The organism is Sphingomonas aerolata, assembly GCF_023935825.1.
Lineage (GTDB): Bacteria > Pseudomonadota > Alphaproteobacteria > Sphingomonadales > Sphingomonadaceae > Sphingomonas > Sphingomonas aerolata.
Window position 1 is genome coordinate 3,619,055 of sequence record NZ_CP098762.1, and the last position, 20,907, is coordinate 3,639,961.

The 20,907-nt window shown below is 68.1% G+C and carries 23 protein-coding genes, 1 tRNA gene and 1 pseudogene; 14 read left to right on the plus strand and 11 right to left on the minus strand.

Going from position 1 to position 20,907, the window contains the following annotated elements:
• Nucleotides 1–225: 225 nt before the first annotated feature.
• Nucleotides 226–639, plus strand: coding sequence for a VOC family protein (locus NEF64_RS16565; RefSeq protein ID WP_037531709.1), 414 nt, complete (start codon nucleotides 226–228; stop codon nucleotides 637–639).
• Between the two features lie 37 nt (nucleotides 640–676).
• On the opposite strand, the gene NEF64_RS16570 is transcribed toward NEF64_RS16565, so the two are convergent.
• Complete coding sequence (locus tag NEF64_RS16570; protein ID WP_056409046.1) at nucleotides 677–937, minus strand: DUF6894 family protein; 261 nt, start codon at nucleotides 935–937, stop codon at nucleotides 677–679.
• 298 nt (nucleotides 938–1,235) lie between these two features.
• On the opposite strand from NEF64_RS16570, the gene NEF64_RS16575 reads away from it, so the two are divergent.
• From NEF64_RS16575 to NEF64_RS16585, 3 genes are all read left to right on the plus strand, one after another.
• A complete protein-coding gene (locus NEF64_RS16575; protein WP_235516509.1) occupies nucleotides 1,236–1,976 on the plus strand; it encodes a Crp/Fnr family transcriptional regulator in 741 nt (246 codons plus the stop codon).
• A 226-nt stretch (nucleotides 1,977–2,202) separates the two neighbouring features.
• Nucleotides 2,203–3,642 carry a DEAD/DEAH box helicase gene (locus tag NEF64_RS16580; protein ID WP_056409044.1) on the plus strand — a complete coding sequence of 480 codons (1,440 nt, stop codon included), beginning with the start codon at nucleotides 2,203–2,205 and terminating at the stop codon, nucleotides 3,640–3,642.
• 57 nt (nucleotides 3,643–3,699) lie between these two features.
• On the plus strand, nucleotides 3,700–3,966 hold the full coding sequence (locus tag NEF64_RS16585; protein ID WP_037530941.1) for a hypothetical protein: 267 nt from the start codon (nucleotides 3,700–3,702) through the stop codon (nucleotides 3,964–3,966).
• A gap of 270 nt (nucleotides 3,967–4,236) precedes the next feature.
• Here the strand turns inward: NEF64_RS16585 and hslU are convergent, their stop codons facing one another.
• The 5 genes and pseudogenes from hslU to NEF64_RS16610 all read right to left on the minus strand — a co-directional run bounded on the left by hslU (nucleotide 4,237) and on the right by NEF64_RS16610 (nucleotide 7,597).
• Nucleotides 4,237–5,532 (minus strand): ATP-dependent protease ATPase subunit HslU, encoded by a 1,296-nt coding sequence (hslU, locus tag NEF64_RS16590; RefSeq protein WP_037530944.1) that lies wholly within the window; start codon nucleotides 5,530–5,532, stop codon nucleotides 4,237–4,239.
• A 124-nt stretch (nucleotides 5,533–5,656) separates the two neighbouring features.
• Nucleotides 5,657–6,199, minus strand: a complete 543-nt coding sequence (gene hslV, locus NEF64_RS16595) for an ATP-dependent protease subunit HslV (RefSeq protein WP_081874259.1) — start codon at nucleotides 6,197–6,199, stop codon at nucleotides 5,657–5,659.
• Nucleotides 6,200–6,399: 200 nt separating this feature from the next.
• Nucleotides 6,400–6,627, minus strand: a pseudogene (locus tag NEF64_RS16600) (3TM-type holin); the annotation flags it as partial.
• A gap of 71 nt (nucleotides 6,628–6,698) precedes the next feature.
• Entirely contained in the window at nucleotides 6,699–7,235 is a 537-nt protein-coding gene (locus NEF64_RS16605; protein ID WP_056409040.1) for a glycoside hydrolase family 108 protein, read from the minus strand.
• Between the two features lie 176 nt (nucleotides 7,236–7,411).
• Nucleotides 7,412–7,597 carry a DUF4169 family protein gene (locus tag NEF64_RS16610; protein WP_056409275.1) on the minus strand — a complete coding sequence of 62 codons (186 nt, stop codon included), beginning with the start codon at nucleotides 7,595–7,597 and terminating at the stop codon, nucleotides 7,412–7,414.
• Between the two features lie 58 nt (nucleotides 7,598–7,655).
• On the opposite strand from NEF64_RS16610, the gene NEF64_RS16615 reads away from it, so the two are divergent.
• Entirely contained in the window at nucleotides 7,656–8,114 is a 459-nt protein-coding gene (locus tag NEF64_RS16615) for a DUF3617 domain-containing protein (RefSeq protein ID WP_082447041.1), read from the plus strand.
• Nucleotides 8,115–8,189: 75 nt separating this feature from the next.
• Here the strand turns inward: NEF64_RS16615 and NEF64_RS16620 are convergent.
• Nucleotides 8,190–8,266: transfer RNA gene (locus NEF64_RS16620), tRNA-Pro, on the minus strand.
• Between the two features lie 200 nt (nucleotides 8,267–8,466).
• Between NEF64_RS16620 and yajC the strand changes: the two genes are divergently transcribed.
• Genes yajC through NEF64_RS16640 form a run of 4 tightly spaced genes read left to right on the plus strand, consistent with a single transcriptional unit; the run spans nucleotide 8,467 to nucleotide 11,805 of the window.
• The gene (yajC, locus tag NEF64_RS16625) at nucleotides 8,467–8,805 is read left to right on the plus strand and encodes a preprotein translocase subunit YajC (RefSeq protein ID WP_056409038.1); all 339 of its coding nucleotides are present in this window, start codon (nucleotides 8,467–8,469) and stop codon (nucleotides 8,803–8,805) included.
• Entirely contained in the window at nucleotides 8,805–10,409 is a 1,605-nt protein-coding gene (secD, locus tag NEF64_RS16630) for a protein translocase subunit SecD (protein ID WP_056409036.1), read from the plus strand. Before yajC ends, secD begins: the two co-directional genes overlap by 1 nt.
• A 16-nt stretch (nucleotides 10,410–10,425) precedes the next feature.
• Nucleotides 10,426–11,397 (plus strand): protein translocase subunit SecF, encoded by a 972-nt coding sequence (gene secF / locus NEF64_RS16635; protein ID WP_056409034.1) that lies wholly within the window; start codon nucleotides 10,426–10,428, stop codon nucleotides 11,395–11,397.
• Between the two features lie 39 nt (nucleotides 11,398–11,436).
• Nucleotides 11,437–11,805, plus strand: coding sequence for an Mth938-like domain-containing protein (locus NEF64_RS16640; RefSeq protein WP_082447040.1), 369 nt, complete (start codon nucleotides 11,437–11,439; stop codon nucleotides 11,803–11,805).
• A 27-nt stretch (nucleotides 11,806–11,832) separates the two neighbouring features.
• Here the strand turns inward: NEF64_RS16640 and NEF64_RS16645 are convergent, their stop codons facing one another.
• The 3 genes from NEF64_RS16645 to NEF64_RS16655 form a co-directional block, all read right to left on the minus strand.
• Complete coding sequence (locus NEF64_RS16645) at nucleotides 11,833–13,014, minus strand: glycosyltransferase (protein WP_056409031.1); 1,182 nt, start codon at nucleotides 13,012–13,014, stop codon at nucleotides 11,833–11,835.
• A 43-nt stretch (nucleotides 13,015–13,057) separates the two neighbouring features.
• Nucleotides 13,058–13,540 (minus strand): hemerythrin domain-containing protein, encoded by a 483-nt coding sequence (locus NEF64_RS16650; RefSeq protein WP_056409029.1) that lies wholly within the window; start codon nucleotides 13,538–13,540, stop codon nucleotides 13,058–13,060.
• A 77-nt stretch (nucleotides 13,541–13,617) separates the two neighbouring features.
• The gene (locus NEF64_RS16655) at nucleotides 13,618–14,625 is read right to left on the minus strand and encodes a class 1 fructose-bisphosphatase (RefSeq protein ID WP_031395046.1); all 1,008 of its coding nucleotides are present in this window, start codon (nucleotides 14,623–14,625) and stop codon (nucleotides 13,618–13,620) included.
• A gap of 170 nt (nucleotides 14,626–14,795) precedes the next feature.
• Here NEF64_RS16655 and NEF64_RS16660 point away from each other — a divergent pair, with 170 nt between their 5' ends.
• Genes NEF64_RS16660 through NEF64_RS16670 form a run of 3 tightly spaced genes read left to right on the plus strand, consistent with a single transcriptional unit; the run spans nucleotide 14,796 to nucleotide 17,787 of the window.
• The gene (locus NEF64_RS16660; RefSeq protein WP_056409027.1) at nucleotides 14,796–15,920 is read left to right on the plus strand and encodes an 8-amino-7-oxononanoate synthase; all 1,125 of its coding nucleotides are present in this window, start codon (nucleotides 14,796–14,798) and stop codon (nucleotides 15,918–15,920) included.
• Nucleotides 15,917–16,540: a dethiobiotin synthase gene (gene bioD, locus NEF64_RS16665; protein ID WP_056409025.1), complete on the plus strand. Its 624-nt coding sequence runs from the start codon at nucleotides 15,917–15,919 to the stop codon at nucleotides 16,538–16,540. Before NEF64_RS16660 ends, bioD begins: the two co-directional genes overlap by 4 nt.
• Complete coding sequence (locus tag NEF64_RS16670) at nucleotides 16,537–17,787, plus strand: adenosylmethionine--8-amino-7-oxononanoate transaminase (protein ID WP_252574163.1); 1,251 nt, start codon at nucleotides 16,537–16,539, stop codon at nucleotides 17,785–17,787. Before bioD ends, NEF64_RS16670 begins: the two co-directional genes overlap by 4 nt.
• Here the strand turns inward: NEF64_RS16670 and NEF64_RS16675 are convergent.
• On the minus strand, nucleotides 17,784–18,446 hold the full coding sequence (locus tag NEF64_RS16675) for a sulfite oxidase-like oxidoreductase (protein ID WP_252574166.1): 663 nt from the start codon (nucleotides 18,444–18,446) through the stop codon (nucleotides 17,784–17,786). The genes NEF64_RS16670 and NEF64_RS16675 overlap by 4 nt on opposite strands.
• Nucleotides 18,447–18,544: 98 nt before the next feature.
• Here NEF64_RS16675 and NEF64_RS16680 point away from each other — a divergent pair, with 98 nt between their 5' ends.
• Entirely contained in the window at nucleotides 18,545–19,645 is a 1,101-nt protein-coding gene (locus NEF64_RS16680; RefSeq protein WP_056409019.1) for a hypothetical protein, read from the plus strand.
• Nucleotides 19,646–19,730: 85 nt separating this feature from the next.
• Nucleotides 19,731–20,900, plus strand: coding sequence for an aspartyl/asparaginyl beta-hydroxylase domain-containing protein (locus NEF64_RS16685; RefSeq protein WP_056409017.1), 1,170 nt, complete (start codon nucleotides 19,731–19,733; stop codon nucleotides 20,898–20,900).
• Nucleotides 20,901–20,907: the final 7 nt, after the last annotated feature.

Consider the following 20,907-nt stretch of genomic DNA (forward strand, 5'->3'; position numbering starts at 1 on the left):
GCCCCAAACGTCATTCCCGCGAAGGCGGGAACCCAGACTGGCAACCCTCACGGCCCGGCCACCACGTCCGCCCCTCTGGATCCCCGCCGCCGCGGGGATGACGGACGGAGGATAGGGACACGGCGACAGCCTCCACGGCGAATGCCCCATCCGCCACGCCCGCCCCTCTGGAACCCTGCCGGGGCGCCGCCTATCTACCGGCGATCCAACCCGAAAAGGCCGTCCATGAAATATCTGCACACGATGATCCGGGTCACCGATCCGGCCAAGACGATCGCGTTCTTCGAGCTGCTCGGGCTGAAGGAGGCCCGCCGCCTCGAAAACGAGCAGGGTCGCTTCACGCTGATCTTCCTCTCCGCGCCCGGTGACGAGAGCGCCGAGGTCGAGCTGACGCACAACTGGGATCCCGAAGAGTATGGCGAAGGCCGCAATTTCGGCCACCTCGCCTACCGCGTCGACAATATCTACGAGACCTGCCAGCGGCTCCAAGACGCCGGCGTGACGATCAACCGGCCGCCGCGCGACGGCCACATGGCGTTCGTCCGCACCCCCGACAACATCTCGATCGAGCTGTTGCAGGACGGCCGGCTCGACCCCGCCGAGCCCTGGGCGTCGATGCCCAACACCGGCCACTGGTAAGGGCCACTGGTAAGGATCGTCGGCCCGCCGCCGCGCCTCACGCGCGGCGGCGGGCCGGCATCGTCCCGGCCGCCATCGCCTCGGCACAGTCGGCGACGTGGACCGTCGCACCGCAACCCTCGATGATCTCGATCCGCATTGTCAGGTCGACACAGCCCTGGCGGATGTCCTCCGCCAGCATCTCGCGCATCGCGACGATCGCATGCTCGATCGCCGCCGCGCGATGCGCGAGCTCGATCCCCTCGTGATCCTCGATCACCTCGCCGCGCAGGGCGATCTGAAATCTGTATCGCGGCATCAGCGACATCCTGTGCGTTCGACGCGACGGCCGGGGTGACCGGCGCTGCCGCGCCCATCGTTCGCCCCTGTTTCTCGCAAGGCGTCTACGCCCCTGCGCGACGATCGGTTCCGCGCCACTCGTGCAGCGCCAGGTGCTCGACATTTTCTTGCAATAACCGACAATTTCCGAAATGCGCGTCTAACCTATGTTTGAGCGAGACTATAACGCCTGTGATAGTGCAGGGCGCCTCTGGGCAAGCTATGCTTAACCCGGCGACTGAGAGTTCGATATGCTCCCGCCCGAGCGGAGCCTGCATGTGGATTACCCCATCGTCGTCACCGATCATCTGATTGCCAAGCTCGCGACCCGGGTCGAGCTGAGCGCGGCGGATCGCGTGGCGATCGCGGCGCTGCCGTGCAAGCTGCGCACGATCGACCAGTCGACCTATATGCTGCGCGAGGGGCAGCGCCCGCTGCGCTGCGCGTTCGTGATCGACGGCTTCGCCTATCGCCAGAAGCTCACCCCGGACGGCGAGCGCGAGATCGTCTCGATCCTGATGCCCGGCGACTTCATCGATCTTCAGAACCTCTTCCTCGAGGAATCGGATCACGACGTCCAGGCGCTGACCCGGATCACCGTCGCCGAGATCCCGATCCCCGCACTGCGCGAGATCGTCGCGGTCTCGCCGAAGATCGCCACCGCCTTGTGGATCGAGGCGCTGGTCGAGGCGTCGATCCACCGCGAATGGCTGCTCAACGTCGGTCGCCGCAATGCCAAGATGCGGCTCGCGCACCTGCTCTGCGAATTCTCCGCCCGGCTGCGCGCCTCCTCGCTCAGCGACGCGGACGGCAGCTACGAACTGCCGATGACTCAGGAACAGATGGGCGATGCGCTCGGCCTGACCCCGGTCCACGTCAACCGCGTGCTGCGCGCGCTCGAGACCGACGGGCTGATCACGCGGCGCAAGCGGCAGATCGGCGTCGTCGACTGGTGCGCGCTGCGCGACGCCGCCGAATTCAACGAACGCTATCTCCACCTGACCCAGACGCGCCCCTGACGCCCTGGGCCAACGCCCCCAACCCGGCCACTCTTGACTTTTCGGCCGGTCGCGCGCATCTGACCGCCATCGAGGTGTCATGCAGCGTGATCGGACCTGAACAAGGTCCAGGCTCCGCCTCGGTCGTTTCTAACGGGCTTCCCTTTTCACGCGGGGTGTCAAAACACCACGCCCCTCGCGCGTCCTCCTGTGGATTCGCGAGCCCGGCACATTTGAGAGACTATTCATGTCCTTTTCCAACCTCGGCCTCGCCGAGCCCCTCGTCCGCGCGCTCGAAGCCAAGGGCTATACCGAGCCGACGCCGATCCAGGCCCAGTCGATCCCGATCCTGCTCGAGGGCGGCGATCTGCTCGGCATCGCGCAGACCGGCACCGGCAAGACCGCCGCGTTCGTGCTTCCCTCGATCCAGCGCCTGACCGAGACGCAGAAGCGCGTCCTGCCGACGCATTGCCGCATGCTCGTCCTCGCGCCGACCCGCGAACTCGCCAGCCAGATCGCCGACAGCGCACGTGCTTACGGCCAGTTCAGCAAGATGTCGGTGACCACCGTGTTCGGCGGCACCAGCATCAACAAGAACCGCCAGGACCTCAGCCGCGGCGTCGACATCCTCGTCGCCACGCCGGGCCGCCTGATCGACCTGATCGAGCAGGGCTTCTGCAACCTGTCGATGATCGAGATCCTCGTGCTCGACGAAGCCGACCAGATGATGGATCTCGGCTTCATCCACGCGCTGAAGAAGATCGTCCGCATGCTGCCGAAGAAGCGCCAGACGCTGTTCTTCTCGGCGACGATGCCGACCGCGATCCGCGATCTCGCCTCGCAGTTCCTGCTCGATCCGAAGACCGTCTCCGTCAAGCCCGCCGCGACCACCGCGGAGCGCGTCGACCAGTATGTCACCTTCTGCAACCAGTCGGAAAAGCAGGCGCTGCTGACGATCACGCTGGGTGATCCCGCGATCGACCGCGCGCTCGTCTTCACGCGCACCAAGCACGGCGCCGACCGCGTCGTGAAGCTGCTCGCGGGCAACGGCATCGCCTCGAACGCGATCCACGGCAACAAGAGCCAGGGCCAGCGCGAGCGTGCCCTCGGCGAGTTCAAGCAGGGCAAGGTCAAGGTCCTGATCGCGACCGACATCGCCGCACGCGGCATCGACGTCTCGGGCGTCAGCCACGTCATCAACTTCGAGCTGCCCAACGTCGCCGAGCAATATGTCCACCGCATCGGCCGTACCGCACGGGCGGGCGCCAGCGGCATCGCCGTCGCGTTCTGCGCGGATGACGAGAAGGCCTATCTGCGCGACATCGAGCGGATCACCCGCCAGAAGGTGACGGTCCGCCCGCTGCCCGACGATTTCGTCAACCTGTCGAACCAGATCAAGCAGACGCGCGTCAAGACGATGGGCGCCGATCCCGAAGTCCGGATCGACCGCCCGCGCGATCCCGCGCGTCCCCGCGCCACCCACGCCCCCCGCGCGACCGGCACCACCGGCCGCAACTATGCGGGCGCGAGCCGTGGCGGTCAGGGTGGCGGCGGCCAGGGTGGCGGCGGCGGTCGTCCCCAGGGCGGCGGCGGCGGTCGTCCCGGCGGCCAGGGCGGTGGTCGCCCGGCCGGTGGCGGTCGCCCCGGCGGCCAGGGCCGCGGCGCCGGCCCCAGCTCGGCACGCTAAGGCCCCATGTCTTTGCCTCGCGGGTTTGCTATAGGCAGACCTGCGAGGAGAAGACTGATGGACGTCTCGAATACCCCGATCGCCGAACGCATCGCCCGCGTCCTGGCGGGCCAGCGGATCAGCGCCAACGCCGGCGGCGACGCCGCCTCCGCGTCGCGCCTGATCGACGACGCCTGGACCGACTATCTCCCCGACGCGCTCGCGGTCCTGCGCACCCTGCGCGAACCCGACCAGACCATGGCCGCCGCCGGCGACCCCGCCATCTGGGAAACCATGGTCCTCGCCGCGCTCAAGGCCGCCCGCCCGCAGACGGTGGTGCTGTAGCGCCCGCCCTTACTCCCCCTCGTCATCCTGACGAAAGTCAGGACCCAGAGCCAAAAGCACCACCGCCCGTAACCTGGGTCCTGGGTCAAGCCCAAGATGACGAAGAGGGCGAGAACCGCCCCCCATCCGTTCGCCCTGAGCGAAGTCGAAGGGCCTGCGCCCCCTCCCGTTCGCCCTGAGCGAAGTCGAAGGGCCGGCGCCCAAGTGCTTCGACTACGCTCAGCACGAACGGACCGGGGGCGCGTACCTCACCCCCCGCTCACCCCCAGACTAAAGCACGAACCGGCTGAGATCCGTATTCCGCGCAATCTCCTTCAGCTGGCTGTCCACATACGCCCCGTCGATCACCACGCTCGACCCGCCGCGATCCTCGGCATTGTAGCTGACGTCCTCGAGCAGCTTCTCCATCACCGTCTGCAGCCGCCGCGCGCCGATATTCTCGACCTCGGCATTCACTTCGGCCGCGATCCGCGCGACCGCGGCGATGCCGTCCTCGGTGAAGCGGATCTCGACGCCTTCCGTCGCGATCAGCGCCTTGTACTGCAGCGGCAGCGACGCCTTGGTGTCCGACAGGATCGCGACGAAATCCCCCTCGGTCAGGCCCTTGAGCTCGACCCGGATCGGCAGACGCCCCTGCAATTCGGGCAGCAGGTCGCTCGGCTTGGCGACATGGAACGCCCCGCTCGCGATGAACAGGATATGGTCGGTCTTCATCGGGCCGTATTTGGTCGCGACCGTCGTCCCCTCGATCAGCGGCAGCAGGTCGCGCTGCACGCCCTCGCGGCTCACCGATCCGCCGCGCCCGTCGCTGACCGCGATCTTGTCGATCTCGTCGAGGAACACGATCCCGTTCGCCTCGGCATCCGCCAGCGCGACGCGGCTCACCTCGTCCTGGTCGAGACGCTTGTCGGCCTCTTCCTCGACCAGCTTGTCCCACGCCGCGGTCACCGTCAGCTTGCGGCGCTTCAACTGCTGCCCGCCGCCGAGCGACTTCATCATCTCGCCGATGTTGATCATCTGCGGCGCACCGCCGGGGATCTCGAACGGCGTCGTCGGCGCCTGCTCGACCTCGATCTCGACCTCGGCCGCGTTCAGATGCCCGTCGAGGAACCGCTGCTTGAAGCTCTCGCGCGTCGCGGTGCTCGAATCCTTGCCGACCAGCGCGTCGAGCAGCCGGCCCATCGCCGCCTCCTCGGCCTTGTCCTTCACCGCGATCCGCCGGCGCTCCTTCTCCAGCCGGATCGCCTCCTCGACCAGGTCGCGCGCGATCTGCTCGACGTCGCGCCCGACATAGCCGACCTCGGTGAACTTGGTCGCCTCGACCTTGACGAACGGCGCATCGGCGAGCTTGGCCAGCCGCCGGCTGATCTCGGTCTTGCCGCAGCCGGTGGGCCCGATCATCAGGATGTTCTTCGGCGTCACCTCGTCGCGCAGATCCTCGCTGAGCTGCTGGCGCCGCCACCGGTTGCGCATCGCCACCGCGACCGCGCGCTTGGCGGCGGCCTGGCCGATGATATGCGCATCGAGCGCGGCGACGATTGCCTTGGGGGTAAGCTGGTCGTTCATGATCACTCTTCTTCGCCCCTCCCCTTCAGGGGAGGGGTTGGGGGTGGGGACTATCCGCGGGCGGAGCGCTTGATGAAGCCCCCCACCCCAACCCCTCCCCTGAAGGAGAGGGGCTTCCGGGTCTTCAGCTGGTCGAGTCCATCGACTCCACGGTCAGCCGGTCATTGGTGTACACGCAGAGCTCGGACGCGATTCCCATCGCCTTGCGGCACAGCACCTCGGCATCGCTCTCATACTCGACCAGCGCGCGCGCCGCGGCGAGCGCATAGTTGCCGCCCGATCCGATCGCCGCGACGCCGTTCTCGGGCTCGAGCACGTCGCCATTGCCGGTCAGGATCAGCGTCACGTCCTTGTCCGCGACGATCATCATCGCCTCGAGGTTGCGCAGGAACTTGTCGGTCCGCCAGTCCTTGGCGAGCTCGACCGCGGCCCGGAGCAACTGCCCCTGATGCTGTTCCAGCTTGCGTTCGAGCCGTTCGAACAGCGTGAAGGCGTCCGCGGTCGCGCCGGCAAACCCGCCGATCACCGACCCGTCGCCGAGCCGCCGCACCTTGCGCGCATTGGGTTTCATGACCGTCTGGCCCATCGAGACCTGGCCGTCGCCGATCACGACGACCTTGCCGCCGCGCCGGACCGAAAGGATGGTGGTGCCGTGCCAGACCGGCATGGCGTGGGGATCATTTGCACTCATGACCGCGATGTAGGGTGCGCTTTCGACCACGCAACGGTCCGCTGCACCCACCCCCTGCACCACCCCCTCACCCTCCCGCTCGACTTCCCCCTCAGCTTCCCGCTTTACGTCATCCTGACGAAAGTCAGGATCCAGAGCCCCGAACGCCACGGGCGCCGCTCCGATACCAGCCCCGCTCACCGCCGCTTCCCCCACTCACGCGCCGCGGTATACCCCAGATACCCTGTCCCGAAGAGCGCGTAGAGCGGCTCGGGGATCGCCCCCAGATACGCCCCCACGCCCGCCGCGATCGCCTGCGCCGCCGCCGGCCGCACCGCCGCGAGCAGCCCGACCGGGATCGCCCCCAGCAGCAACGCGTACATCACGTACAGGAACCCCGGCCGCGCCCGCGTCACCCACGGATCGGCGGGCAGCTCCGCCCCCTCCTCAACGCCTCTCGTCATGACACCCCCCTGGAAAAGTGGCGTTTTCCGCCTCACGCCCGGTTCGCGAGCCAGCCATAGAGAAACGCCTCGTTCGCCGGCCGCCGCTCCGCCAGCGCGACATAGCGCTCGCCCTGCAGCGCCTCGATCGCCTTCAGCAGCACCGCCTCGCCCCCCGCCCCGCGCCGCTTGAGGAACCCCGCCAGCGCCGCGAGCGTCCCCGGCCCGATCCGGCCATCGACGACGAGATCGGGATAATCGCTCGCCCCGCGATTGAGCGCGTTGAGCGCCCGCTGCAGAAACCCGCTCGCGACCGCCGGCCCCATATTGACCCCGGTATCGAACAATTCGCCCGCAATATCCGGCGCGAGCCGGCCAACCCCCTCATATCCGGGGTCAATCCAGTAAGCCTGCCGATAGATTGCGACCGCCGTCGCCCGCGGAAACACCCGCATGTCCCCCGCAAACCCATGCGCCCGCGCCACCGCCTGCGTAATCCCGAACCGCGTCGCCCCCCCGCGATCCGCCGGGTGGTCGCCGTACCCGCCCTCACGATCGATCACCGCCTCGATCAGCCCACCGATCTCCATCCCCGATCCCCCCGATTCGCCGCGCACCCTATAACCATATGGGTTATCCAAAAGCAAGATCAGCGGCGCAAATGGTAAAATACGAACACCCACTCCCATCCGTCATCCTGACGAAAGTCAGGATCCAGAGCCAATCAAACCCACCCCCTGATCACCCGGCAACCCACTCCCAGACCTCAGCTTTCCTCCCCATCCAGCCGCGCCCCATCCAGAACCCGCTCCCCCCGCGCCCGCTCCTCAGCATCCCGCGCGCGCTCCGCCTTGGTCCGCCCGAACGCCGCGCGGTTCGCGTCCGCCACCACCCCCGCCTCGCGCCGCACCCGCGCTTTGCGCGCCCGCCGCAAATTGATGATCTCGCCCATGAAAACCCCTGTCACACCGCTTGCCAGCACCCCGCCGGCGCTACAGACTGCCCCTCCTATGCGCCATCCCGTCCTGCTGTCCGCCCTCCTCCTGCTCCCCGCCGCCGCCTCGGCGCAGGCGCTGCCGCCCGGCGCCTGGGCGATCACCTCGACCGCGGTCGAGCTCGTTATTCCGGGTGCGCCGGGGTTTATCCTGCGGATGATGCGCGGAAAATCGAAGACCGAGCGCAAATGCCTGCCCCCCGAACAGGCATCGTCGGGCGTCGCCGCGCTGTTCGTCCCCAAGCCCGAGGCACGCTGCACCGTCGAGCGCGCGCAGTTCTCAGGCGGCCGGATCGACCATGTCATGACCTGTCCGCAGAAAAAGGGGTCGCCGATGCGGATCGTCCGCGCGGGCAGCTATGGCGCGACGGGTTTCACCGCGCGGATGACGATGACCGGCGAGACCGACAAGGGCGCGATGCGGATCGTCGCGGATCAGGTCGCGGCGCGCACCGGTCCTGTCTGCAAACGCTGACGCCAGGATCTGGAATGGCACGACATTTCGTGCCCGGGAGCGGCATCGCCTCTGGCGGCAGGCTCCGGAAATTTCTGGTCGGGGCGACAGGATTCGAACCTGCGACCCCCACACCCCCAGTGTGATGCGCTACCAGGCTGCGCTACGCCCCGACCGAAGGGCGCGCATTATGCGGATGTTGCGCGCGATGCAAGCACGCGATTGCGGCAAAGCCCATATTCGTCCGTCTCATCGCGGCCCGGCCACGCTTCACCGGCGCACATTGGTTGCGCGGGGCGGCAACCGGTGATAGCGGCATCGCCCATGCGAGCGCGGGCGTATGGCGCCTGCCCACCAGCCAAAACGGGACTCCATGTTCATTTCCCCAGCATATGCGCAGGCCGCCGGCGAGACGGCGACATCGGGCGGCATCGCCTCGTTCCTGAGCCTCGCGCCGCTCTTCCTCGTCTTCGTCGTCTTCTATTTCCTGATGATCCGTCCGCAGCAAAAGCGGATGAAGGCGCTTCAGGCGTCGGTCGCGGCGGTCAAGAAGAATGACAGCGTCGTCACCGCGGGCGGCATCATCGGCAAGGTGACCAAGGTCGAGGACGCGATCGTCGAGGTCGAGATCGCGCCCAATACGCGCGTCCGCGTCGTCAAGGCGACGCTCACCGACATCACCAGCCCGAACACGAAGCCGGCGAACGACTGATGTTGGATTTCCCCCGCTGGAAGGTCGCGTCGATCATCGGCCTGCTGGCCGTGCTCTGCGCGCTTGCGATCCCGAGCTTCTTCTCCGAATCGACGACCAGCAAGTGGGGGGCGATTCCGCATAAGCGGATCAACCTGGGTCTCGATCTGGCGGGCGGCAGCTATCTGCTGCTCGAGGCGGACACCGCCGATCTCGCCAATTCGCGGATCGAGGCGATGCGCGACAGCATCGCGGGCACGATGCGCAACGGCACGCCGCGGATCGCCATCGGCGATATTTCGGTGCGTGGCGGGCAGCTTAGCTTCCTGCTCCGCGATCCGAGCCAGGTCGATGCCGCGCGCGAGCGGCTGCTCTCGATCACCGGCGGTGGCGCCGGGATGAGCGGCCAGCGCGAATGGGACATCAACGTCGTCGATACGAGCCGGTTCGTGCTCAAGCCTACCGAAGCTGGACTCCAGCAGGCGATCGACACCGCGATGAAGGACGCGACCGAAGTCGTCCGCCGCCGCATCGACGAACTCGGCACCAAGGAACCGACGATCGTCCGCCAGGGCGCGACGCGTATCGTCGTCCAGGTGCCGGGCCTGCAGAATCCGCAGGCGCTCAAGAACCTGCTCGGCAAGACCGCAAAGCTCGAATTCAAGCTGGTCGACGAGACCGCGAACCCCGCAGATCTCGTCAAGGGCATCGCCCCCGTCGGCAGCCAGGTCATTCCTTATCCCGGCAATCCGCAGGGCATTCCGTTCATCGCAGTCAAGCGATCGGTGATCATCTCGGGCGATCAGCTCGCCGATGCCCGCCAGGAGTTCGAGCCGCAGACCAACGCGCCGCAGGTGGCGATCACCTTCGACGCGGTCGGTGGCCGACGTTTCGCCAAGGTCACGCAGGAGAACACGAACAAGCCGTTCGCGATCATCCTCGACAATTCGGTGATCTCCGCGCCCAACATCAACGAGCCGATCCTCGGTGGCCGCGCCTCGATCTCGGGCAATTTCACGGTCGAATCAGCCAATTCGCTCGCGATCTCGCTGCGGTCGGGCAAGCTGCCGATCAATCTGAAGATCATCGCAGAGAGCACCGTCAGCCCCGATCTCGGCAAGGATTCGATCCGCGCCGGCGTGCTGGCCAGCATCGTCGCGGCGCTCGCGGTAATCGTGTTCATGTTCGTCACCTATGGCCGGTTCGGCCTCTATGCGAACCTCGCGGTGGTCATCAACATCCTCGTGATCGTCGCCGTGATGGCGATGCTCAACGCGACGCTGACGCTGCCCGGCATCGCCGGCTTCGTGCTGACGATCGGTACTGCGGTCGACGCCAACGTGCTGATCAACGAGCGTATTCGCGAGGAACGCCGCCGCGGACGCAACATCGTCCAGGCGGTCGAGCTCGGCTATAAGGAGGCGTCGCGGACGATCTTCGAAGCGAACGTCACGCACGCGATCACCGGCGTGATCATGCTCCTGCTGGGCTCGGGCCCGGTCAAGGGCTTTGCGGTCGTGCTGCTGATCGGCATCTGCACCAGCGTGTTCACCGCGGTGACCTTCACGCGGATGCTCGTGGCGCTCTGGCTGCGCAAGAACCGCCCCACCACGATCAATATTTGAGGCGGGAGACATCATCATGCGCCTGCTGAAACTCGTACCCGACAACACCAACCTGAAGTTCGTCTCGCTCCGCAAATGGGCGTTCGGGCTGACCATCCTCCTGTCCGTTCTGGCGGTCGGATTGGTCGCGGTCCGCGGCCTCAACATGGGCGTCGACTTTGTCGGCGGCGTGCTGATCGAGGAGAATTTTGCCACCCCGCCGTCGATCGAGGCGGTCAGGACCGAGGTCGACCAGCTCGGACTCGGCGAAGCGTCGATCCAGTCCTTTAGCGATCCCCGGACGCTGTCGATCCGCCTGCCGCTGCCCGAGACGAACGACGAGGGTGCAACCAACGCGCTAGTGAAGAGGGTGTCCGACGACTTGGCCGTCAAGTTCCCGGGCGCAACCTTCTCGAAATACGACACGATTTCGGGCAAGGTTTCGGACGAGCTGATCCGCAACGGTGCGCTTGCGGTGGCACTGGCCATTCTCGGCATCGGCCTGTTCGCAGTGGTCCGCTTCGAATGGCAGTTCGGCGTGTCGACGATCGTCGCGATCGTTCACGACCTGTTGATGACGCTCGGCTTTTTCGCTTTGATGCGGGATTATTTTGAGGTCGATCTCAACATCGTCGCGGCGGTGCTGACGATCATCTCCTATTCGATCAACGACAAGATCGTCATCGACGACCGTATCCGCGAGAATATGCGCCGCTACCGGAAAATGGACATGCGCGAGATCATCGATCTGTCGGTGAACGAGACGCTGCCGCGTACCGTCATGACCTCGGTCACGATCCTGCTCGCACTGACCGCGATGCTGGTACTCGGCGGCCATGTGCTGCGCGGCTTCACCGCAGCGATGATCCTCGGCATCGTCGTCGGCACCTATTCGTCGATCTACGTGTCGTCGTCGCTGCTCATCACGCTCGGCCTGCGCGCCGAGCCCGAGGGCCGCAAGGGCGACCGCGACGACGCCGAGCGCGTGGGCCCGAAGGCCGGCCGCTGATGCGCGGCGGGCCCGGCGCGTGAGGACAAGCACGTGAGGATGGACAAGGAAAAGACCGACGGGCCGATGATCTCGGCGATCGGTCATGGCGGGTTCCGGGTCGACGACGGCTATTACACCGCGTTGCTGATCACCCCGTCGCGCGCCGACGGCTGGACCCCGCCGCCGTTCGAGACACTGGGCGCGGACGATGTCGCCAGCGTCCTCGCGCTGTCGCCCAGACCCGAATTCCTGCTGCTCGGCACCGGATCGCAGTTGCGCCAGCCCGCCGCCGCCTTCCGCCGCGCGGTCGAGGCGCAGGGCGTCGGGATCGAGGCGATGGACAGCCGCGCCGCCGCGCGCGCCTGGGCCGTGCTCCGTGGCGAAGGCCGCTGGATCGCCGCCGCGCTCTACCCGCTCGAAGGCTGAGGCTTTTCAGGCGCTTGGTCGGGCGCGCTAGGCCCCGCCCCCGACCAGCCCGGCCAGATGCGCGAACAGCGCGGCGCTGTTGGCCTCCCAGGTAAAGCGCGCCGCGACACGCCGCGTCGCCTCCCTCGCCGGCGGTGCCGCCAGGATCCCCGCGATCGCCGCGCCGAACGCCGCCGCATCGCGCGGCACGATCCGGCCCGCCTCGCCCGACGTGACCACCTCGCCTGCGCCGCCCGCATCGGTGATCACGATCGGCGTCCCGCAGGCGAGCGCCTCGACCCATGCGTTCGCGAGCCCCTCGGACGCCGAGGCCAGCGCCATCACGTCGGCGGTCGCGACCAGCCGCGGAATCGCCTCATGCGCGACGCTGCCGAGCAGCCGGACCCTGTCCCCCACGCCGAGCGTGCGGATCAGCGCCTCCAGCCGCGCCCGGTCGCCCCCCTCGCCCGCGATCCTCAGCGAGACACCCGGCAGGCGCGCGACCGCCTCGATCACCACGTCATGTCCCTTGCGCGGGATCAGCGCCCCGACCGACAGCACCAGCGGCCCCGTCACGCCCAGCCGCGCCGCCTCGGCCGCACGCGCCGCCGCGTCGATCGGGCGGAACCGGTCCTGGTCGACCCCGGTATGATGCACCCGGATCCGCGCCCCCGGCATCCCCATCGCGATCATGTCCGCCCGCATCGCCGCGCTGACCGCGAGCAGCCCGTCCGCCGCGCAGCCCGCACGCCGGATCTGCTCGCGTGTGCCGGCCGCGCAACCCCAGTGATGAATATCCGCACCGCGCGCCTTGATCGACACGGGCACGCCATAGCGTCGCCCGAGCGCGACCGCGGCGACGCCGTCGGGAAAAAAGAACGACGCATCAATGACATCGAATGGAAAATCCGACCGCACGGCGTCGAGCACCGGGATCAGCGCGCGGGTCAGCGCCGCGGCATGCCACCGCCCCCCGGTCGCAGGGATCGTCGTGAACCGCGGCCGCTGCACGCCCACCCCGCGCCACGTCTCTTCGAGCGGCAACCGAGCGAGCGGCGCGAAACGAGGCATCAGACGCAGCGGTCCGGGCGGCAGGCCGATCGGTGCAACGACACGCAGATCGACCCCCGGATGCGCCGCGAGCCCCAGCGTCTGCCGCTCGACGAAGACACCGAAATTGGGCCGGCTCGCATCGGGAAACAGCGTGGACAGGGTCAGGACGCGCATCATGGCCCTCGGTATCGCCGCCGGGTTAAGAACCCTGTCGCCGCGATTATTGCAGGTCGACCGGCCCGGTCGCGATCACCCCCGCGCGCAACGCATCGTCATAGAGCAGCGCGCTTTCGCGCTGCACCTGATGCGTCAGCCGCGCGAGCATCGCCTCGGCCTCGCCGCGGAACTCATACCAGTCCGCAGGCTCGATCGTCGGCAGCCAGTGCGCGATGAACACCCGCCATTCGCGCCGCAGCGCGTCGAGTTCGGCGGCCATGACCGCGACCGTCTCGGGCGAATAGTCCGCCTCGGTCGCGATCGCGGTCAGGTCGATCACCTCGTCCTCGACGCCCAGATGATCCGCGACCAGCACCGCGAGCTCGAGCAGCTTGCGCGACGCCGCCGCGCAATTATGCCCGCGCCGCTGCAACAGCGCGACAAGGTCGGCGCAGCGTTCGGCGATACGGTCATGATCGTCGATCAGGCGTCGCCACGACGTCCGGTCGTCACGCTGTTCGGCGAGTCTTTGTGAGGTGACTTCCATCGAACTTCTCCCCTTTTCAACGCGCGCCCTCGTCCGTCATGCCCCAACCCCCGACCGCCGGCGGGTGACGATGCGCGCTACTCCCGATAGGCGGTGGTTATCGCTTCGACTTCTGCCGGATCGCCCATGATCAGGCCGATCCGCTGGTGCAGGCTGCTCGGCTCGATCGACAGGATGCGCTGCTCGCCATCGGTGGCGGCGCCACCGGCCTGCTCCATCAGCATCGCCATCGGATTGCCCTCGTACATCAGCCGCAGCTTGCCGACCTTGCCCGGCTGGCGGACGTCGCGCGGGTACAGGAACACGCCGCCGCGCTTGAGGATGCGGTGCGCGTCGGCGACCATCGATCCGGTCCAGCGCATGTTGTAATCGGTGCCGATCGGCCCGTCCTTGCCCGCGATCCGCTCGTCGATGAACCGCGTCACCTCGGGCGACCATTGCCGCGCATTCGACGTGTTGATCGCGAATTCGCGCTTGCCACCGGGCATGCGGATGTTGGTGTCGGTCATCACCCACGACCCGATCTCGCGGTCGAGCGTGAACTCGTGCACCCCCGCGCCGACCGTCAGCACCAGGATCGTCTGCGGACCATAGACCGCATAGCCCGCCGCGACCTGGGTCTGCCCCGCCTGGAGGAAATCCTGCTCGGACACATCGGCACCCGACGCGGTCTCGGCGGCGCGCAGCACCGAAAAGATCGTGCCGACCGACAGGTCGACGTCGATGTTGCTCGACCCGTCGATCGGATCGAACAGCAGCAGATATTCGCCCTTGGGATAGCGGTTGGGGACGAGGTGGATCGTCTCCATCTCCTCCGACGCCATCGCCGCCAGATGCCCGCCCCACTCGTTCGCCTCGAGCAGCATCTCGTTCGCGATCACGTCGAGCTTCTTCTGCACCTCGCCCTGGACATTCTCGCTCTCGAGGCTGCCGAGCACGCCGCCCAGCGCCCCCTTGCCGATCGCATGGCTGATCGCCTTGCACGACCGCGCGACGACCTCGATCAGCAGGCGCAGCTGCGGCTGCAGCGTGCCGGCTTCGCGTTGCTGTTCGATCAGGAACTGGGTCAGCGTCTTGCGCTTCATGGGCAGGGTACCTTCGACCGGAATGGAGAATGCAATCGTGGTTAGCCAAGCCGATCCTGCTATACCATAGGAGAGAAATGCCCGATCCGTTCGAACGATCCCTCTTTATGACGGGGTGTTTCGGCCAACCGGCTCGCGCTGGCGCGGCATTGCCGTTAGAGGCTGCCGCGATGTCCGCGTTCGACCAGCATCATCGCGACCTCTCCGCGCTTGCCACGGCAACGCGTCGCCGCGCGCTGATCGCGCGGCAAGGGGTTGATTTCGCCTCCAATGACTATCTCGCGCTCGGCCAGAGCGGGCGGATCGCCGCGGCCGTCGCGGCGGCGCTCGCGCGCGGCGTCGCGGTCGGTTCGGGTGGATCGCGGCTGCTCCGCGGCAATGATCCCGAACACGCGCTGCTCGAAGCCGAGGCGGCGGCGTTCTTCGGCGCGGAGACGGCGTTGTACTTCTCGACCGGGTACGCCGCCAACGCCGCGCTGTTCGCGACGCTGCCGCAGACCGGCGACCTCGTCGTCCACGACGCGCTGATCCATGCGAGCGCGCATGAGGGGATGCGGCTCGGCCGCGCGGCGACGGTGTCGGCGGCGCATAACGACGTCACCGCCTTCGCCGATGCGATCGCGCAGTGGCGCCGGGCGGGCGGCACCGGCCGCCCCTGGATCGCGGTCGAAAGCCTCTACAGCATGGACGGCGACCGCGCGCCGCTCGACGATCTCGTCGCGCTCGCCGAGGCGCATGACGGCGTCGTCCTGATCGACGAGGCGCATGCCACCGGCGTGTTCGGCGACGATGGCAGCGGCCTCGCCGGGCATCTGGAGGGGCGACCCGACATCGTTACCTTGCGCACCTGCGGCAAGGCGATGGGGTGCGAGGGCGCGCTGGTCTGCGGCCCCGAAGTTGTCCGCGACTTCCTCGTCAACCGGGCCCGCGCGTTCATCTTCTCGACCGCGCCCTCGCCGCTGATGGCGAGCGCCGCGCGCGCGAGCCTGCAGATCCTCGCCGACGAACCCGAACGCCGTACCGCCCTGCGCGCGCTCATCGCCACCGCCGAAACCGTGCTCGCGCCCTACGGCGTCGTGCCGACCGGATCGCAGATCCTGCCGCTCGTGCTCGGCGACGATGCGACGACGATGCGCGTCGCGGCGGCGGTCCAGGCGGCAGGGTTCGACGTTCGCGGGATCCGCCCGCCGACCGTGCCCAAGGGCACGTCGCGCCTGCGGATCTCGCTCACGCTCAACGTCACCACACCCCAGATCGCAGGGCTAGGCGACGCGTTGCAAAAGGCCCTGTCATGACCCGTCTCGTCGTTACCGGCACCGACACCGATGTCGGCAAGACCGTCTTTGCCGCCGCGCTCGCGGGCGCGCTCGACGCAAGCTATTGGAAACCCGTCCAGGCCGGGCTCGACGGCGGCAGCGATGCGTCGCGCGTCGCCGCGCTGTCCGGCCTCGCGCGCGAGCGGATCCTCCCCGAGGCCTATCGGCTGATGACGCCCTGCTCGCCCGACCGCGCGGCGACGCTCGACGGCGTGACGATCGACCTCGACCGGCTCGTGCCCCCCGCGCTGCCCGGCCCGCTGGTGATCGAGGGGGCGGGCGGGGTGATGGTGCCGCTGACCGACACCCACGTCTTTGCCGACCTGTTCGCACGGTGGCGGCTGCCCGTCGTGATCGTCGCGCGCACCGCGCTCGGCACGATCAACCACAGCCTGTTGTCGATCGAGGCGCTGCGCCGCCGCGACGTGCCGATCCTCGGCGTCGCGTTCGTCGGCGATGCGGTCCCGCACAGCGAGGCGGCGATCGTCCGGCTGGGCGAGGTGCGGCATCTCGGCCGGCTGCCGATCCTCCCCCGGCTCGACGCCGCCGCGCTCGGCGCCGCCTTCGCCGCAAGTTTCCGGCTCGAGGATTTCCGATGACGTCGCCGATCTGGCATCCCTTCACCCAGCATGGTCTCGGCGATCCGATCCCCCGCATCGTCCGGACCGAGGGGGCGGCGCTCCACACCAGCGACGGGCGGCGGATCGTCGACGCGATCTCGTCCTGGTGGGTGACGACGCACGGCCACCGCCATCCCCGGATCATGGCCGCGATCACCGAGGAGGCGGGGCGGATGGACCAGATCATCTTCGCCGGCTGGACGCACGAGCCCGCCGAGACGCTCGCGCACGGCCTCGTCGCGATCATGCCCGAAGCGCTGCGCCACGTCTTCTTCTCCGATTCCGGTTCGACCGCGGTCGAGGTCGCGCTGAAGATGGCGCTCGGCTACTGGCGGAACCGCGACGAACCGCGCGACCGGATCCTGGTGCTCGAACACAGCTATCACGGTGACACGATCGGCACGATGTCGGTCGGTGAACGCGGCGTCTACAACCGCGCCTACGCGCCGCTGCTGTTCGACGTCGGCACCATCCCCTTCCCGCACCCCGGCGCCGAACAGGCTACGCTCGACGCGCTCGAGGCAGCGTGCCGCGCCGCGCCCGCCGCGTTCATCGCCGAACCGCTCGTGCTCGGCGCGGGCGGCATGCTGATCTATCCGCCGCGCGTGCTCGCCGAGATGCGCGCGATCTGCGCCCGTCACGCCGTGCTGTTCATCGCCGACGAGGTGATGACCGGCTGGGGCCGTACCGGCACGCTGCTGGCCTGCGAACAGGCCGGCGTCGTGCCCGACATCCTGTGCCTGTCCAAGGGCTTGACCGGCGGCGCGGTCCCGCTCGCGGTGACGATGGCAACCGCGGAGATCTTCGACGCGCACCTGTCCGACGACCGCGCACGGATGTTTTTCCACTCCTCGAGCTATACCGCCAACCCGATCGCCTGCGCCGCCGCCAACGCGAACCTCGCGATCTGGCGCGACGAGCCGGTGCATGACCGGATCGCGACACTCGGCGCACGACAGGCGGCGCATCTCGACCGCATCGCCCGCCTGCCCGGCGTGACCAACCCGCGCCGCATCGGCACGATCGCCGCAGTCGACCTGCAGGTCGGCGATCGCGGCTATCTGTCGGATCTCGGCCCGAAACTGCTGCGCTTCTTCACCGCACGCGACCTGTTGCTGCGACCGCTCGGCAACACCGTCTACGTCATGCCGCCCTATTGCATCAACGAGCCCGATCTCGACGCGATCTATGCCGCGATCGAGGAGGCGTGCGCGACCCTGCTCTAGTCCTCGCTGTAGCGTTCCTCGGCCCAGGGATCGCCGCGCCTGTGATAGCCATTGACCTCCCAGAAGCCCGGCTTGTCCGCGCCAAGGAACGCGATCCGCGAAATCCACTTCGCGCTTTTCCAGAAATAGAGATGCGGGATGACGAGGCGGACCGGGCCACCATGCTCGCGCGTCAGCGGCTTGCCCTGCCAGCTGTGGACGAGCAGCGCGTCCGCCGCGGCGAAATCGGCCAGCGGGACATTGGTGGTGTAGCCGTCATAGCCGTGTAGCGTCAGGAACGCCGCCGCATCGACCGGGCCGACATGGTCGAGCAGGTCGCGCGTCGCCACGCCCGACCAGTCATTGTCGTAGCGCGACCAGGTCGTGACGCAGTGAATGTCCGACCGCACCGCGGTCTGCGGCAACGCCATGAACCCCGCCCAGTCGAGCGTCACCGGCCGCTCGACCAGCCCGTCGATCGTCAGCCGCCACCGCTCGCGCGCGATATCGGGCTGCTGGCCGAGATCGAGCACCGGCCAGTCGCGGACCAGATGCTGCCCCGGCGGCAGGCGTTCGCCCTCCGCGCGGTTCGTCGCTCCCGTCAGGAACTTGCCCTCGCTTGCCCAGCGTTGCTTCGACCGCGTCAGCTTGGTCGGTTCGGACCTGTCATCATCGCTCATGCGGCACAGACTAGGCGGCTTGCGGCGACGGGGCCACTGTCGATTTTCCGGGGGATTTCCCAGGGGATTTCACGCTGCAGAGGGGGTATTCCCCGACAATGCCTCAACCGATCACCTTCTATGTCGGCCATCAGGGCCGCGGCCATGCCAATCGCGCGATGGCGATCATCGACGCGTTGCCCGCCGGCCGCGCCGTCACGATCCTGACCGCACGCCCCGCATTGTTCGACGGGTTCGCCCGCGCCGTCACGCTGGTGCCCCTGCCCGACGAGGGCGCGGTCAGTGACAGCCCCCCGCCGGCCCTCGCCGCGCAGCCCACCCCCGACATCCTCCACCGCGCACCGATCGGCGACGCGGCGATCCGCGCGACGATGCGGACGATCCTCGACCATCTCGATGCGGTCGATCCCGCGCTGTTCGTGGTCGACGTCTCCGCCGAGATCGCGCTGCTGGCCCGCATCGCCAGCGTCCCCGCGATCGGGATCCGGATGCACGGCAACCGCGGCGATGCTGCGCATCTCGCCGGCTATCGCGCCTGTGTCGGCCTGCTCGCGCCCTTTGACGAAGCGCTCGAACAGCCCGAGACCCCTGACTGGATCCGCGCCATGACCCATTATGCGGGCGGGTTGTGCACCGCGCAGGACGTCGTGCCGGGCAAGGCGGAGGCGCGGGCGATGCTCGGCCTCTCCCCCGACCGTGAGATCGTCGTCGTGCTGACCGGCGGCGGCGGCGCAGGCACGCCCTATGCACCGCTCACCATGGCCGCGCGCGCGCTGCCAGAGACCGACTGGCTGGTGCTCGGCCCCGTCCAGCGCGAAGGCCATGAGACCGGTTTCGGCAATCTCCACCTGCGCGGCTGGGTCTCGACGATCACCGCGCACATCGCCGCGGCCGACGTCGTCGTCGCCTCCAGTGGTGATACCATCGTCCACGAAATCGCGCGCGTCGGCCGCCCCTATGTCTGCACGCCCGAGTGGCGCTATTTCGACGAACAGATGCGCAAAGGCGAACGCCTGGCCGAACTCGGCGCCGCGATCCTGGTGCCAAGCTGGCCCGGCGCATCGACCCCATGGCGCGGCCTGCTGGACGCCGCCAAGGCGCTCGACCCCGCCGCACTCGCAAGCCTCCACACCCCCACCGCCGCCGCCAGCGCCGCGAACTATCTCGACCGGCTCGCCACCGATCTCTGGACACGCTGAACCGGCATTACCGGGTTGAAAGACGGGCGGGTCCGATCCGGATGTTTTTAGCTGTATCCAGTGCAATGGCAGGCTAGCCTGCGTCATGCACCTGACCCGCCCACAGGCCGACTCGCTCGCCCGTGAGGGCATGACCGCGCTGCGCAACGGCAACGCCGCTGTCGCCTATGAAAAATTGTCGCTGTTGCGCGACGGCGCACCGGGCATGCCCGCGCCCTGGTTTTTGATCGCGCAGGCGGCGCAGGCGCTCGGGCGCGACGACGAGGCCGACGACGCGCTCGTCCGCTTCCTCGCGACCGAGCCGCGGCATCTCGGCGCGCTGCTGACGATGGCGGCGCTGAAGCGTCGTCGTGGGGACGATCGTGCGGCGGAGTCCTTCTATCGCACCGCGCTGTCGGTCGCCTCCCAGCCGGGTGCGACCATCGCCCCCGCGCTCGTCCCCCTGCTTCGGGCGGGCGAGACCTTCCTGACCGAAGTCGCCGGCCGTTTCTCGGCGCATCTCGACTCGGCTCTCAAGGACATGCCGCGCACGGCGGGTCCCCGGATCCGCCACGCGCTCGACCTGCTGCTCGACCGGAGCGAGCTCTATCTTCAGCAACCCTCGATGTTCTATTTTCCGGGTCTGGCGCAGCGTGCCTATTTCGAGCGCGACGAGTTTGACTGGGTCGCCCCGATCGAAGCGGCGACCGGCGCGATCCGCGACGAACTCGACGCGGTGCTCGCGGCCGGACAGGGCTTTGCACCCTATGTGCAGACGATGGCCGGTCGACCACCGCCCGCAAACCCGCTGCTCGACGATCCGGGCTGGGGCGCCTTTCACCTTTGGCGTGGTGGCGTGCCGGTCGAGCCCAATGCGACGATGTGCCCGAACACGATGGCCGCGCTGTCGCTGGCGCCGATCCCTGTGATTCCCGGCAGGTCGCCGATGGCGATCTTCTCGCGCCTGACCCCCGGCACGCATATCCGCCCGCATCACGGCATGCTCAACACGCGGCTGATCTGCCACCTTCCCCTGATCTCGCCCGACGGATGCGCGCTGCGCGTCGGGTCCGAGACGCGGCCGTGGCGGGACGGCAGAATGCTGATATTCGACGATTCTTTCGAGCACGAGGCGTGGAACCGGGGGACGCAGACCCGGATCGTCCTGCTGTTCGAAATCTGGCGTCCCGAACTGACCGCAACCGAACGCGACGCGCTGACCGACATATTCGCCGCGATCGACCGGTATCAGGGTCCCGTAGTCGATACCGGCTAGACGCGGC